17 protein-coding genes are annotated in these 15,219 nt (G+C 38.6%); all 17 read right to left on the bottom strand.

Annotation, left to right across the window (positions count from 1 at the left end; translation table 11 throughout):
- Window positions 1-21: 21 nt before the first annotated feature.
- The 17 genes from QZZ41_RS03400 to QZZ41_RS03320 all read right to left on the bottom strand — a co-directional run bounded on the left by QZZ41_RS03400 (window position 22) and on the right by QZZ41_RS03320 (window position 15,101).
- Window positions 22-651 (bottom strand): hypothetical protein, encoded by a 630-nt coding sequence (locus QZZ41_RS03400; protein WP_295068196.1) that lies wholly within the window; start codon window positions 649-651, stop codon window positions 22-24.
- 115 nt (window positions 652-766) lie between these two features.
- The gene (locus QZZ41_RS03395; RefSeq protein ID WP_295068193.1) at window positions 767-1,174 is read right to left on the bottom strand and encodes a hypothetical protein; all 408 of its coding nucleotides are present in this window, start codon (window positions 1,172-1,174) and stop codon (window positions 767-769) included.
- Window positions 1,175-1,412: 238 nt separating this feature from the next.
- Window positions 1,413-2,720, bottom strand: coding sequence for a GHKL domain-containing protein (locus tag QZZ41_RS03390; protein ID WP_295068190.1), 1,308 nt, complete (start codon window positions 2,718-2,720; stop codon window positions 1,413-1,415).
- Window positions 2,721-2,722: 2 nt separating this feature from the next.
- A complete protein-coding gene (locus QZZ41_RS03385) occupies window positions 2,723-3,436 on the bottom strand; it encodes a LytTR family DNA-binding domain-containing protein (RefSeq protein WP_295068188.1) in 714 nt (237 codons plus the stop codon).
- 132 nt (window positions 3,437-3,568) lie between these two features.
- Window positions 3,569-4,966 carry a MobP3 family relaxase gene (mobP3, locus tag QZZ41_RS03380; protein WP_295068187.1) on the bottom strand — a complete coding sequence of 466 codons (1,398 nt, stop codon included), beginning with the start codon at window positions 4,964-4,966 and terminating at the stop codon, window positions 3,569-3,571.
- A gap of 3 nt (window positions 4,967-4,969) precedes the next feature.
- A complete protein-coding gene (locus QZZ41_RS03375) occupies window positions 4,970-5,374 on the bottom strand; it encodes a hypothetical protein (protein ID WP_295068184.1) in 405 nt (134 codons plus the stop codon).
- Window positions 5,375-5,557: 183 nt separating this feature from the next.
- Complete coding sequence (locus tag QZZ41_RS03370) at window positions 5,558-5,794, bottom strand: DUF6103 family protein (protein ID WP_295068182.1); 237 nt, start codon at window positions 5,792-5,794, stop codon at window positions 5,558-5,560.
- Window positions 5,791-6,894 (bottom strand): hypothetical protein, encoded by a 1,104-nt coding sequence (locus QZZ41_RS03365; RefSeq protein ID WP_295068178.1) that lies wholly within the window; start codon window positions 6,892-6,894, stop codon window positions 5,791-5,793. Before QZZ41_RS03365 ends, QZZ41_RS03370 begins: the two co-directional genes overlap by 4 nt.
- A gap of 4 nt (window positions 6,895-6,898) precedes the next feature.
- Window positions 6,899-7,720 (bottom strand): hypothetical protein, encoded by an 822-nt coding sequence (locus tag QZZ41_RS03360; RefSeq protein WP_295068174.1) that lies wholly within the window; start codon window positions 7,718-7,720, stop codon window positions 6,899-6,901.
- A 205-nt stretch (window positions 7,721-7,925) separates the two neighbouring features.
- Window positions 7,926-8,156, bottom strand: coding sequence for a hypothetical protein (locus QZZ41_RS03355; RefSeq protein WP_295068168.1), 231 nt, complete (start codon window positions 8,154-8,156; stop codon window positions 7,926-7,928).
- A gap of 58 nt (window positions 8,157-8,214) precedes the next feature.
- Window positions 8,215-9,438 carry a HipA domain-containing protein gene (locus QZZ41_RS03350; RefSeq protein ID WP_295068164.1) on the bottom strand — a complete coding sequence of 408 codons (1,224 nt, stop codon included), beginning with the start codon at window positions 9,436-9,438 and terminating at the stop codon, window positions 8,215-8,217.
- Window positions 9,439-9,509: 71 nt separating this feature from the next.
- Entirely contained in the window at window positions 9,510-11,336 is a 1,827-nt protein-coding gene (locus tag QZZ41_RS03345) for a DUF87 domain-containing protein (RefSeq protein WP_295068160.1), read from the bottom strand.
- Window positions 11,323-11,907, bottom strand: coding sequence for a hypothetical protein (locus tag QZZ41_RS03340; protein ID WP_295068153.1), 585 nt, complete (start codon window positions 11,905-11,907; stop codon window positions 11,323-11,325). The genes QZZ41_RS03345 and QZZ41_RS03340 overlap by 14 nt, the downstream gene beginning before the upstream one ends.
- Window positions 11,888-12,178, bottom strand: a complete 291-nt coding sequence (locus tag QZZ41_RS03335) for a hypothetical protein (protein ID WP_295068149.1) — start codon at window positions 12,176-12,178, stop codon at window positions 11,888-11,890. The genes QZZ41_RS03340 and QZZ41_RS03335 overlap by 20 nt, the downstream gene beginning before the upstream one ends.
- A 13-nt stretch (window positions 12,179-12,191) precedes the next feature.
- A complete protein-coding gene (locus tag QZZ41_RS03330) occupies window positions 12,192-13,115 on the bottom strand; it encodes a conjugal transfer protein TrbL family protein (RefSeq protein ID WP_295068146.1) in 924 nt (307 codons plus the stop codon).
- A 1-nt stretch (window position 13,116) separates the two neighbouring features.
- Window positions 13,117-13,377 (bottom strand): helix-turn-helix domain-containing protein, encoded by a 261-nt coding sequence (locus tag QZZ41_RS03325; RefSeq protein WP_295068143.1) that lies wholly within the window; start codon window positions 13,375-13,377, stop codon window positions 13,117-13,119.
- A complete protein-coding gene (locus QZZ41_RS03320) occupies window positions 13,374-15,101 on the bottom strand; it encodes a VirD4-like conjugal transfer protein, CD1115 family (RefSeq protein WP_295068559.1) in 1,728 nt (575 codons plus the stop codon). The genes QZZ41_RS03325 and QZZ41_RS03320 overlap by 4 nt, the downstream gene beginning before the upstream one ends.
- Window positions 15,102-15,219 lie beyond the last annotated feature (118 nt).

The raw sequence follows: 15,219 nt of genomic DNA, 5'->3' as shown, positions 1-15,219 counted from the left end.
CTGATATCATAAACATCATTTTTACTGTTGCGTCTTTATTATTTCATTTACTGACTCAGAAGTTATTAAATTATAAGCTTGATTTATTTTGTCAAAAGTTATTTTCCCTGTATACTCAACATTTGTATCTAACATAATAGTTGTATTATCATCAAACATTCCATATGTTCCGTTAATAGTGGTAAATAACGCTATTTTTCCTTTTTTCAGTGCCTCATTTATTTTAGGAGCAAACATTTCTCCGCCGAAAAATGATGGAGTATTATTATGATTTAGATATCTTATATCACAATTTATAAAACCAATATATATACCATTATTAATTACTGGATACATCCAAATATTAAGCGGTGCAAGTACATCATTATCATCTACAATAACAGATTTAAACGGCTTTGCAACTACAGCTTCTGTAAAAGGTCCATCTTTTAATTGTAACGGATTATTATCATCAAGATAACTTTCATAACATTCTTTGAACATTTCTTCGTTTATAAGTGATTCATATGATACTTCTTCTGTTGAACCAACAAGTTCTGCAATAGAAATACTATCATCGCCTGGCGGAGTACCAGTGTCATTTCGACTACCACATGAACATAATAAGAATAAATAACATAACGCTGTAATTATAGAAAAGTATTTCTTCATAAATCTCCCTCCTATGTATAATTTGACTTGTTTATGATTCTAATTATTAATTATAATGGAATTGTCCCAATCATATACTTGGTAAGAATTAGTATAAAAAGTATTTCCTGAACCTTCAGAATAACCTGTATACATTATCAGCGTTTTCATCATATGTAATATCTTTAAGAGAAGATGCCCCTTCTTTAATATCAGAAGGACTGATAACTCCATTATGTGAAAGAACTTCAATCATTGCAATTCCCATACATAAACCGTCAGATGAAAGCTCTTTAAATTTAGTTTTAGCTCCATATGCTGCTTCGAGAATAGAACATTTTTCTAAAAAGCCCTTATAGCATTCTTCGTTCAGTGGCCTTTCTTCGTTATGCGAATAATTTATAATGCTAAGATAATCCTTGTCAGCTCCAGGGGAATATGCTTTTTGATAAAGTTCGGGATCATCTTTTTCAGCAGCGTATGTCAAAATCGGAATTGTTGTAAAAAATGTCAGTGCAGATATAATAGAAATTATTTTTTTCATATTACTTCCTCCTAAAAATTACCAAACCTTTTACGCTATTCCAAAGTCAACAATACTTGAAATAAGAAATTCGCATCCATAAACATATACATCAATCTCATTTTTTTGATAAAAAATGGCTAAAAATTTACTTATTCGATTGATCATGATGATCAACTCTAAGTAAATAATAGCCATTTAAAAATTTAAATTCAATAGCTTTTCCTAACTTGCAACTATTTTTCCTAATTTGCATTTTTTATCCTTTTAGTGGAAGCCAAATATCAGCAATAAAGAAATTGTTGTTTTCATAAAAATCAAGCATACCATCATATCTCTTAACAATATCAGAAACTGACCTCATACCTATACCATGAATAAATACATTTTCTTTTGTAGTTTTTAATTCTGGATTCCTTTCAAGAACAGAATCTGAAATTGCATTCTTAACAACCAAATTTGCATATCCCTTTCTTGGCATAATATCAATATGGATCTCTTTGGTTTTAGTCTCTTTTGAACAGGCTTCAATTGCGTTATCAAGGATATTACTCAATAATGCGCACATATCTGCATCTTCAATATTAGTATCGACCTTATTAATGTGTACAACAGTTGTTATGTTATCATTTTTGCATTGCAATAATTTCATATTTATAACAGAATCAATAACTTTATTTCCTGTGTCTATATAATAATGCCCGAAATCAAGCTTATTCTCAATTATATCATTAATATAATCTTCTGCTTGCTCATTGTTATTCTGAGATATTAACGCTGCTAAACATTGAAGATGATTTTTTATATCATGGCGTATCTTTCGCATATCATCTAACTGCTTCTCATACTCTGTAACCTGAGAAAAATAAGCCTCATTCTGTGCTTTATCAAGCAATAGGTTTTCTCTTTCGCGATTCTTGTCACTGATACGCTTCATAAGAATATATGTAAATATATTTATCGCAATAAGTCCAAAGCCGATAAGCAATGATATTGGTGAATCTGTATCAACACCTGCGCTAAGGTTAGCTCTGAATATGCCAATACCAATAACTAACGTAATAGCAAAAATAAATGATACGCCCAATACTTCTGTAAATTCAAATGAGAGGTTATTTTTTCCTCTGATACGCAAAATAGCTCTTGTTACCGCAAACAAAAACACTTTAGTAATAAACAAGTTGAGCAGACGAATCATTCCTCTGCTTTCAATCATTTCTTCAAGTGAATTTCCTGACAACATTCCAAGAAGTGTAAGTGAAATAAAACTTACAAATAGTGCCGTAATATCAAGAATTATAGCAGAAAAAGCTTTTTCAAACAATGTCCCCTTTAGTAGAAAAAAAGCTATACTGATATTCAAAGCTATTCTTATAACACACAGTATACCTTCAAAATTCATAAAGTAGTTAAATACAGATGTTAGCAACGTATCTGATAAAAATATTAGGAAAAAACTTATGATTTTATTTTTATCCTTTTTTACATCTAAAAAGCGAACCATAAAATCCGCATAAATAACATATTCTATAATAGTCGCTGTATATTCACATATTTGCCATATCATAATTAAAGCTCCCTCGTTAATACCATATATTCCTTTTTTACTTGCTCATATCTGCCTCTTGACAACGGAATTGATATTCCATTATCAAGAATTATCTCGCTATGTTTTATAAAATTGATATATCTGAAGTTAACAAGGAAACTTTGATGAGTCTTGATAAAACCATAAGTGCGTAATTGCTCCTCAACATCTTTAAGATTTCCATTTGCAATCGTCAACTTTGTCTTTTCGTGAACGTATAATTTATGACTCTGAACTTCAATATATATAATGTCATTGACATGTATGCTTCTTTTTCCTAAATCAGTAGAAAACATTAGAGGATATCCATTATGTTCCCTTTTACACAAAAATGCCTGTATTGCTTCTTCCAATTCCTCATCAATTCTATTTTTTCTTATAAATCTTAAAGGAGAATATTTGAATGATTCATATACAAGATTATCATATGTTGAAATATAAATTATAGTTGTTGCATCCTGTATTGAAGTATTATTGTTGATTTTTTCAGCAAGCTCAAAACCATTAATCGTTGGCATATCAATGTCAAGAAGAAGTAAATCATATTTTATGCCACTTTCAATAAGCTGTATTCCATCTGTAAATGTCTTTAAAATATATTGATCACATTTAAGCTCATTCATTATATTGTCTATATGTTCATGTATTATCTTTAAATATTCAAGATTATCATCAACTATTGCAATATTTAGCAAATCTTCACCACCTTTTTCATTATTCAGAATTATGATAACATATTATAAAAATTTATTCAATACCTTTTCCTATATTGCAACTTTTTTTCCTGATTTGCACCTTGAATTAAATAAGAAATGTCTTCCTACTTTTCACTCCATCTTTATTCCCATTTCCTGCTTCTTTCTATCAATAGCTTTTCTAAGCTTCTTATCGACCTTTGAACGGAGCTTTCGCTGCTCTCGGTCATAATCATCATATATAATGCGACTGATATTAACCATAAGTCCGAACGCTACACAGGCAAATACATTGTTATCACTACTGGCAACAGGCGAAGCGGCTGTCTGGATAACGACTTCGCTGTTATCACTTACTACAGCTATATCATCGTGCTTATCTTCTGCAAAGACTTTTCCCTCAGCAACAGTTTCAATTGGAACTATCTCTGCCGCAGAACGTATTATCATATTTTTCACTGACTTGAAGTGCTCGTTATCTACCATCGCTGGGAAATTCACCTTTGCAGACGAGTAAAAATCATGCTTGCTCTGCTCCATATCACACAACAGCCTGTACATTTTCTGTATGGACTCATTCTGCGAAAGCCTGAAAAATATCTCGTCAACTGTTCGCTTTGTATCTTTGGGTAAGTAGCCATAGACCTTTTTTCCTTTCGCGTTCTTAAGCTGTCCGTGGAGCTTCCGCATTAGTTTAACTATCACTGTATCAATACAACTATTATAAGCAATATCACTTGAAAGCTGTTTCATAAGCTTTGCGCTCTCAGCTTTCAGAAGATCACGTGTATCTGTCTGCTGCTGATAGAGATGTTTCAGCTCATCGGCATAAATATCATTCATAAAACCGCTACGTATCTTATCGCAGCCCTGCTTCGTAAGAAATCCCTCACGCTCATTTGTCGAGTACACGACTATATGAACGTGGGGATTTGTTTCTTTATCGTGAAATGCAGCATACCATTTCAGATTTTTCATATCTATTTTGGAATATTTCGCTATATTCGGTATCTGCCGCTTTATGAGTTCTCTCCACGCATTAAGATTATCGTAACCCATTTTCTGTGCATCGTCCCTGCGGAGAGATACAACGTGTGTCCACACATTTCCTTTGTGTTCCGAAACTTCCTTTGCGACATTCTGAAGCGATATCGGTTCGTCGGTCTGTGAGAATAATCCGTGCGATCCAAATTTTACTGCTCCAGGACGATTTGCAAGATACCCCATATAGTTTTTCTTGTTCGCAACTATGTCAGCATTATGTTCGATAGTTTCTTCAATAAATTTTGACGCATTCTTCTGCGTAGGACTGTTTTTGAATTCCTCATAAAAGAAACTGTTTTTGCTGTAAGAAAAATCTTTCAGTAAAGAAGAAATAAGCTCCTGCTGTTTTTTTGTAGCAGGAGTTGTTCCGTTATTCTCTTTTACTGTTGCTGCTCCCTCACGGGTAGCGATGTACTTAACGTAGTTAGAAAGATTTTTACTGCTGCCGCTTTTGAGATAACGGCTCACCACAACTAACCTCGGCAACGCTTACTCCTTTTGAAAATCAACTGCATCTTCGTAACTGATGATACCATTTATTTTTCGTACTTCGTTCACGCACATAGACTGAAGTTGTCTCAAGGTTTCATCGTCAATATCATTTACTGCCGCAAGCATATTTGATACTTTTCCGAGCTCAACCGCGACCTTGAACAGAAGTCGAGACAATCTTTGTTCCGTTCCTGCGATAGTTGCTTTCACTGTTTCCGTTATAAGCGGCGATATGTAGTTGACAGATCTTTCTTCATCAAGGTAACCGATATAGAACGAGATTGCTTTCTCTATGAACTCACTCTGCGACTTGCAGTTGTCATGTCTGTAATGAGTTCTCACATTTTCTATCGTCTGCGGATACACCCACAGCGGAAATTTTATTTTGTTGTCAAATGCCATTTTATGCCTCCGACTCCTAAGTTTTTGCCAATAAACAGCCTTTTTCGGAGCTGCAACCCCGAAATTTTCATTTTGCCGTAATTGCAACCCCTAAATGCAAATGCTGTTTTGCTCAATATGCGGTCGGCTTCGCCGTCCGCTGTGACCGTCGCGACCACGCGGCTTTATCTTGCAACACTTTCCTCACTGCTCCGAAGACGGTCTGCCCTCGGAGTTCCTGACAGGTTTGGATTTACGTACAGGCTTGCTGTCCGACGTAAGCTCAATGTATTCACGAACATTCTGCGGCACATTTTTGGTATACAGCTGCTCTGCATATTTGTCGATCTCAGCCGTCAGTGTTGTGCTGCGCTGTGCCAGATACATCTCCAGTGCCGACAGCTTTTCTTCACTCATGGATAAAATTATCTTGTCTTTCATGTTAAACTCACTCCTAATTCTTCTGTTTCAGTTTTGTTTTCGTTCTGCTCCTGTTCGGTACATATGGGAGTATAGAGCTCTTGTCCGTAGCCAGATATTATTCCATACGAAGTCGCAAGACCTTCCTTTGCATCAAGAATACGCTTGCCGAAGTCTCTCATATTTAACGAGTCAAATATCTCCGCCTTAAAATCCTGCGGCAATATTTTCAGCAGATACTCTCTGCCAAACTCACTTTCATTACGCGGGTTCGGATCAAAATCAAATTCAGACAGGTCGTCTACGGCTTCTATCGTTCTTGATATATCGTCTATCTCCGCGAACTCCATGAGAGCTTTCAGCTTTACCAGGTCAGCCTTATCAAGTGCCGCGACCTTTTCAGCAAGCTCGTTCAGCCTTGAAGCATTATCGATATCCTCTATGTATGGCAGCGGAGTCCTGAGTCCATAAATATCATTATCAGATAATTTCTTATCATATGGAAGTGTTATCCACTGTGCCGAATGTTCATCGTTTCCTACAAGTATCTGAAACTCATTTCTCTTGGGTTTACTGATAGTTATCTTCATATCAGACGGCTCATAGTCGGCAACTTCACAGTAGTAATCGCCAACAAATGTACCTTTGAACTTCTCCGCAGCAAGCCTGCCCACAGAGCTTTTATCGAGATAAGGTATAAGGTCATCGGGACAATTTTCAACTTCAGGTATCATATCATTGTCGATAACAACGTCGCCAAGCTCTTCAAAATCCTTGCATGGGTATATCGGATATGCTTCCAATCCGTATGTCACAAGTATCAGGTCATCAAGGTTGTAGTCCTCATGCGCCATAAGCACGGCTTTGAAGCCTGCGGTATAGGCAGGGGACATTTGTTCAAGCCGCTGTGCAAGCAAGTTCAGCTTGAATATATCATCATAGAAGCCTCCGTCGCACATTGCTTTCGGAATACGCTCATCATCGATGTTCATATATACATTACAATATTTATTATCCGAGCCGATCCTGTCGAGCATATCGTAAAGCTCCATAGGCTCTGCAGGCAGATTCACGTTTATGCTGTGCTTATCATCATATCTGTTCCGTAGCTTAACTCTCAAAATATCACTCTCCCTCATTTTCTTCTTCGCTACGAAGCTCGTTTACCCTATCCCATACCTCCTGTGGATAGCTTACCGCATCAAAGGTACACCACGATGTCCAGTTACCGTATTCGAGAGCCTGCTGCTGAACGCAGCCGCCAATAGCAGAGGAGAAAACAACCTGTCCTCCACCAACATAGACTCCAAAGCCTGTACCATTGAATACTCCCATGCCTTGTATATCAGGCATGGTATCAATACCGCCTTGTTCTGTATAGTACATATCGACAATATCATCAGTGAAGGTCTTATTCTCTATATCGTAACGAACGTAACCCATTATTAGTCCGACATTATCGGCACAGCGGATACGCTCATCACCTGTCCGCTCTCCAAAACTGTTGTCAGCATATCCCCAGCCCGATACATAAGCGTTCCTGCACCATGCGGCAAGGTCGGCAGAGTTTTTACTGCCGCTTTCTGTGAACATATACTCGTTGATAGTAGAATTCATTACCAGTATATACGTCCGCATGAACTCATCATAGTCGATGTCAAGGCTGTAATCAGCGTTGATACTTGATATAAGCTGTTCATCGTCCTGTGCGAAATGCTCGACATAGGGTGTAAAGTCATTTAGCCTGTTTCCGTCAAAATATGACATATATATGAGCTGTGCCTTTATAGTCTGCTCCTGTAAGCCTCTTGCCGCCATCGCATCTGCTATTGCCTGACCGTCTGCTTCAACTGCCGCAATGTTTTCCTGTTGTTCAATAGAGAGCTGAGACATAAAAGTTGCTTCATCATAATCAACGTCAACTTCAGGTAACTCAATATCTCCCATTGATGCTAATACCATTATTGGCATAAGGAAAAGTAAAAATAACCCGGCAACTATACTGCCTAAGACTAAAAGTAATCTATTTCGTTTATTTTTATCAAATGAAATAGTAACCGCTATCTTTTTTAGCAGCATCTTTGCAACTGTAGCCATCATTTCTTATTGTAACACCTCCAATAAAAAAGAGTCGCAAAAGCGACTCTTGATTCTATATATTAAGATATTTCTCTACAACCGTCATTATTTCTTCAAGACGTTTTTCTCCTATTCCTTTTATCTGTCGAAGTTCATTCTCCAGAGCAGGAAGATCGATAGTTTTGTTATCCTCATCTGCCAGCAAACCGTCAGCATAGCGCATAAGGAAGTTATGCATTTCCTCTCTGCTCATCTTTTTGATCTTTCGGTAAGTTTCTCTGTCGAGTACAGGATTATCACTCATATCTGTCCCTCCGCTAATATATATTCGTTTCAATATGACTGTCTATAGCAGATATTTCTCAATCCATATTAATGTTGTATTCTTCAGCAGTAATTTTCTCGGTGTATTCGTCATTAAAGCTGTTTTCTTCCTTAACATTCTGCTCAACAGCCAACGACTGTAAGGTTTCTATCCTGTTCCTTACTGCTTCGGATATCAGCTCAACTCTTTCTGGCTTCTGACCTTTGAGGACCTCTCTGATGTCATTTTCTATGCCGTCAAGCTTTGAAAAATCATATCTGCTGAAATCGGAAACAAGCTTTATCTGCTCGCTGTGATGCTTTTTGAAAGGCTTGCATTTAATCTCTGTATTCTTTATCTGATCTTCAGAACGATTAAACCAAAGTGAGGTTCCGCTGTCAAATATCGGAGCAGCACCAATCCATTCAAGAGTTTCCGCGTTCCTAAGAAGTCCGAAATTATTGAAATGTCTGTCCTCATTGGCGATAATATAGTCCACAACTATCATATCATCGACAGCAACGGATATATCAACACCAATCTCCTTACAGGTATTAATATAGTGCAGATAATCATTTTCATGGTTTTCTTTCCCACGTATCTGTAATATCCTGTATGCACTTACAAGTTCGGTATCCTTTGTGATAAAGTCCTCACATAAACTGAACGGCTCATTACCGATATTGACAACGCTGTACGGAACATGATCTATACCAAGTCTGTCCATTACCATTGAAGCAATGACCTCGTTATACGGCTGCTGTCTGTAAGGCATTGAGCCTGCTTTCAACAAGCAACGCTTTCCGTCTATTATCTTCCAGCGCTTCTTCAGATTACCGTCGGAGGTATTATCGGGAGAATAAAAGTCAAAACCTGATGATTTGGTACTTGTGCCGAACAAAACATCTCCGATATCATCAGAGAATTCATTATCGAAGAAATTAACGTCCTCCCACTTCATACTGCTGCCTGACGGCTTTATCCAGTAGTGATCAGAAAGACTGAGGCCAAAGCATTTGGTCAGCAATTCACTCGGATCATATATGCCAAGTGTTTCAAATGCATCGGCAATCCCCATTCTGCTTGCGGGTATAGACCGACCACACCACCATTTGTTCAGTGCTCCTCGATCAACAACTTCATTATGGTGCAAAGGATGGACTATACCTACAGGAAGGTGTTCCCTGTGTATAACATTATTGACAGCGGTTATTCTTCCGAGAACATCGTCGATATCAATATCAGCAACCTCTGTATTTTTATGCATTAGTATATATTTCATGGGTACACCTCGCTTTCTTTTACCGATATTAGTTATTATATCATTATTTTCATTATAAATCAAGTCCTTTGTCATCTTCCTCCTGCCTTTCCGAAGAGAGCCTCCTTATACGCAGGAGCATGGACTTGCAGCAGATAACGCTCATTGCCGCAGCGATACAAACAAGTTCCTCGTTCAGGATGAGCTATAAGGTCATATTCAGGCTTGAGGAGCTGTACCGTATCCATAAATTCAGTTGGAGAGCAGTTACCCACATTAAAGAAAAAAGTATGCGTAGGTATACTGAACAGCGGCTTAGTGAACTCCCTTATCTCAGGTATGAGGAAATCCTCGATATTCTGAGAAGCAAGTATGAATGAGGACTCCTTTTTGCGAACGCGCTTCATTCCATTTCGGATATATTCAATAGCGGTCATATTTGTCAGGAACAAATAAAGTTCATCTATAGCGGCAACAGTGTTCCCTTTGCCAAGAAGCTGGCTGCTCATATATGAAAGGATATTGAAAAGAAGTGTATCTTTGAGACGCTTGTTAGTGTCCATAAGTCCTTTAACACCAAAGCAAAGTAAGTCTCCGTCCTTGATATTTGTATGACCGCAGAAATACTGCGCTTCAGCTCCCTTGCACATACTGTAAATACCAAGGCAGATATTCTGAAGCGTTTCCTCGGTATAGAGGTTCCTTTTCTCTCTGTCATAAGCCTTGTATTCTTTATCGGTAAGCTCGTACAGGTCTGACATGGTTGGATAATCAGTGACTTTCAGCTTAGAATAATCTGTATTATCGTCAATACCGAAACGATTATACAGTTTTATCAGCATTATCTCCAAAGTATCTATATCGCTGTCTGTGAAATCCTTGTAAGCTCTGAAAAAGTCCTTGAGGTATGATATATGCTGACTAAGTCTCGTTACTCTTCGGAAGGTGTCGGGAGAATCCTCGCTCCTGTCGGCTTCTCCGAAGGACTTGGGTTCCAAGGGATTTATCATATATTCTCCAGACATCATGTCTATATATGTGCCGCCGAGATTATTGCATAAGTCCTCATATTCGCTTTCGGGATCAAGGCAGATAACACTCTTGCTCGATTCACGCATATTACAGAGGAGCAGCTTCATAAGATAGCTCTTTCCCTGTCCGCTGTTGCCGAGTATCAAGATATTACTGTTGGTCTTGTCATCGGTACGCTTGTCAAAGTCAACAAGAATATTCGCACCGAACTTATCACGTCCGATGTAGAAGCCGTTGGAGTCGGTCTTACCACTGTAATTCAGCGGATACAAATTCCCTGCCGAACTTGACGGCAATACACGCTCATACTGTGTAACAAATACATTCGTTCCCGTTGGCAATACAGAAAGAAATCCTTCTTTCTGCCTGAGAAGAAGTTTATCTACCGATATCTTTGAACGTGTTAGTTCCATTTGGATATCAGCCTGAAGCTCTCTCAGCTTTTCCTCAGTATCGGCTTTCAGTTCAATAAATACAGCCGTATGCAGAAGTGTTTCCCTGTCACGTTTAAGTTCCGCAAGCAGATTTACGATATCTGTCATGTTTTCCTCTGCCTTGACAGTTTCACTGATATCGTTGGTTGTAGACATCATCTTGTTCTTCCGCATTGCCTGCTGCATTATCTTCTTCTGCTCCATAGAAGTAACGATCCTGTTATATATGCGGAGCGTAACTCCACTTCTGTCTGCAAGGTGAGAAAGCAGAGCCGTTTCCTCAGTGTTGGGCGGATACTCGGTTATAGCCCATACGCTTTTGTAATAATTGCCGCAGATGTAGTGGTCTGTATAGAACTTGACTGTGCTTGGGAGCGTTCTGTCGAAGAAATCTTTAGTAGATATGATTTCATGCTGCTCTGAGGTAAGTTCTTTTTTCTTAAATAGTTTCATCAGCATTCTCCTTTATATATTCTTCACCCTCAATATCAGGAATATAGTCTGCTGTTATACTTGTTCCAAAATACAGTCCGAGAACTCGCTTTATTTCAGTTTTTTCAAGTTTTTTAGCCATAAACCCATGATCTGAGATAGCCTTGCTTATACGATTTATAAGACTGAATACCTGTTCTTCCTTCTCTTTACGGAAACGATATATGAAAAGGAACTCTCTTGCTGATGACATTCCTATCTGTACATCATCGAGAAATTCCAGATCTGCCGCCAACAGCTTTCGTACAGCTTGATTTTTCTCCTTTGCAAGCCTTTTCCTTACATATACTTTATTATCATCAAAGCACTCACAGCTGTCAAGAGCCATTATCTCAAGCTCAGGTACAACACTTAATACCATTGCAAGATCATATATCTTATTAGCTATCACTTCTGGTGGCAGAACTGATATATTTGTCGGTTCAACATGATAAATGATGAATTCACTCTTATTTGTCTTAACACCGTAATTTGTAAATGTTTTGAATCCAATCAGCCTTTGCAGACTATTCTTACTTTTCTTTTTTGCCATTTTCTTCTCCTATCTGCCAGTGGAACTCCTGCTGTGTAGTACAAAAGAACCTTACCGCGTTTATCATGTAGTCAAGAATAGCTGTGTCCTCAGCCCGAAGCGTTAGGAACGCATAGCAGGCTGTCAGTGCAAGCGGCACAGGAGTCCACAGCTTTGCAAATATCACAACGGATAGTATGATACCTCCGCAGATAATAATAAAATCCCGAACATTCCAGAACCACAGCTTTACCGTAGCCCTAAGATTTTCAGGATAAATATATGTTTTCACTTAATTTACCTCCTTATTTTCTGCCAACAGCTCTTATCATTCTTGAACCCATAGAAACAGTACTGCTGATGCTCATCATATTGACTCTGACACTTGTATCAAGTCCGAACATCTGAGCTATACGCGGTACTTCATTTGCCGATAAGCATATACCTGCAGCTATTATTGGATGCTCAGTATATGTCAGCAGTCCTAAATAAAGAATCGTAGTCTGTAAAAATGCAGTCAGACAGGTTGCTATTATCTGTTTGCACCATCCAGTGAAACCGTCCATATATCCTCTCGGTACTGAGAACATATATAGACTTCCTACAGCTATCTGACAAAGTAATATGCCTCCCCTTTTAATGTTTGCAAATACGACCTTTATAACACAGTATCCGAAAAGAATTATAAAGAAAAGACTTGATAATGTAACATCTTTTGCAAGAGATTTTATAACTTCAAGTCCTGAATCAGTAAGCGTATCACTTCTGTTTTGTACAAGTGCGCCTATAAGGTCTTTAGCAAATATGTTTTGCAGAGACACACAAAATGAATAAAGCCGCTGTGGTACAACAGTTATAAGGCTTGCCGCAAAAAAGCCTTTAAGTACATTAAGGCACGTTCCCTTTATATCTGCACGCCCATTTTCACAGCCTATGGCAGTATCAAATACTGCAACAACCATACCGCAGGCAAATAATATCCACCCTATATTATGAAAAAGTGAGATAAAGGCATTTATCCATGCAAGACTGAATATATCAGCTGAACTTTCATTTATCCATGTAAATATGTCTGCTATACCATCATATATAGTTATAAAGATCCAGTTGAACATTGCATCAAATATCATTTCTGATACTTCACTTGATAATGCTCCAACTGTATTATCCCATAAACTTGAAATACCATCGCCTATCCAATCTATTGCATCTCCTATCCATTCAAACAACCTATATCACCTCGATCCTGTATAGATTTGAAGATGTACCACCGTTATCACGCTTGCGCTGCTCTATGATCAGCAGCTTCTTGCCTTCTAATCGCTTTATTGCCTGATTTACAGTTGACCTGTGCATATTCACAGCTTTTGCAATAGTAGTCTGAGACGGAAAGCATTCTCCCTGCTTGTTTGCCCTGCTGCACAGATACTGGTAGATATTTATCTCCGTCGAAGAAAGCTTCAACTTATATATCTTTTCTGGTACTATCATTGTGTACCACCTCCGTTGGTTTTTATGTTTATTTTCGGCTTTGTTTCCGATATTTCTTGAAAATCATATTCCTCGGAATAAGGAGCTTTATGTGTCTGCGGATATTTGCGTTCAATAGCTTTGAACAACTCTTCACGCTCCATATACGCCACCGTTCTTGCTCCCTTGTCGGGAAGAATGTATGGTTCTTCAAATTCTATGCCCCACTTGAAATACAACTTCAACGGCGATATCATAGGATGTGCGCCTGTTTTCATAACAATGAACTGACCTTTGGGCATGGATTTTAGCTCATCTACTGTCATAAGCGGTCTGCCCATCATCTGCAGGGACTGTGATTTTTCTTTTCCTGTCGATACCGAACCGCTCTGTACTGTCTGTTCTCCCAGTGCCTTTGAAAGAACTTCCGCCGACTGTGAATTAGGAGCAAAGCCGCCGAATATCGTAAGCTGAGTATTATCCGTGATTATCTCCATGCCCTCTTTCCCGTATTTCTGCTCGAGCTGTGCAAATGACTGTATTATAGCAACTATAGATATCTTTCGACTTCGTCCTGCGGAGAACATTGCTTCAATGCCCTCTATTTTCGGGAATGTTCCCATCTCGTCAAGCATGAACATAACACGATTGTCAAGAGTTCCGCCATTTTCATCGGCTATGACGAGTATCTCACGGTATAGCTGCTGAACAAGCAGTGATACCATGAAGTATTTGTTCTGATCTTCTTCGGGAAGGATAATAAATATGGCTGATTTTTCCGAGCAGAACTTCTCTGCGTCTATAGCAGTTCCAAAACAGAGAAGTTGTTCCATTTCGCTGTCAAGGAAGTTATTAAGTCGTGACAATGCTGTACTCATTACTGACAACATCGCCTGATCTGCTGTATTAAGGGCAGCTCCTGCAAGCCATTTGGCTTTATGATCACTTGGCAGTTTTTCCATAAGCTTTGTGAAGTACATAGGCTGTTTGTCCTTTGCACTTTTGGAAGGCTGCTTTGCTATGAGGTCTTGTATCAGCTTGAATACCGATACGATATGCCTTTCGTTCTTTTCTCCGAATTCCGCAAGAAGCAGAATTATCGAACTCAGCAAGCCCTCAGCCGCATCGTAAAAGTATGCGTTTTGTCCATAATTTGCACTGTCACCACCGCCAATGTTAATTATGGTTTTTGCGGTTATCTTTGCATATTTCTCAGCCTTAGCCTTTGCCGAAAGCTGAGTCCTGTCGGATAAATATATATCCATGTACTTGTTCACAAGGTGCAGTATATTGTTCTCGTCACTCCTTGTAGGCTTTCTGAGGTCAAGCACAGACACATTGTAGCCGTAATATTTATGGGCTATCTCTCCGTAATTCCTGGCAACATCACCCTTAGTGTCTGAGGATATGAACGACATTCCGCTTGCACAGCAGAACTCGATATTTGGATACAGAAAATAAGCTGTTTTGCCCACACCTGCTGCGCCTATCATCAGCGTATGTACATCGCCTGTATCGACAATTGCAGTTGTATTACTGTTTCCACGACAGCCGATTATCGTTCCCTGTATCTTCGGAAGATCTTCCCCCTTGCGCCATTTCTTCGGCTCGAATGGCAGAAAGGAAAAAGTCTGCCGTACCTCAGGCTTTGTAGCCCAACGCGCTGTTCCGTACTGTCCGTCGCCGACTGTCTTTGATTTAATGCCGTTTATGCTCTTGTTATCAAGAACTGTGGCAAGTATCATACAGCCGATAAAAGCAGCAGACAGCAGAACTAAAATAACTATCTGTTTTTCATTCAATTACATTCCTCCATATTCTTTCTTTTGCTATTAATAATAAAATAAACTGGTATATTCAAAG

It is taken from the genome of Ruminococcus sp. (genome assembly GCF_016283395.1).
This window is presented reverse-complemented; position numbering and strand designations above follow the sequence as displayed.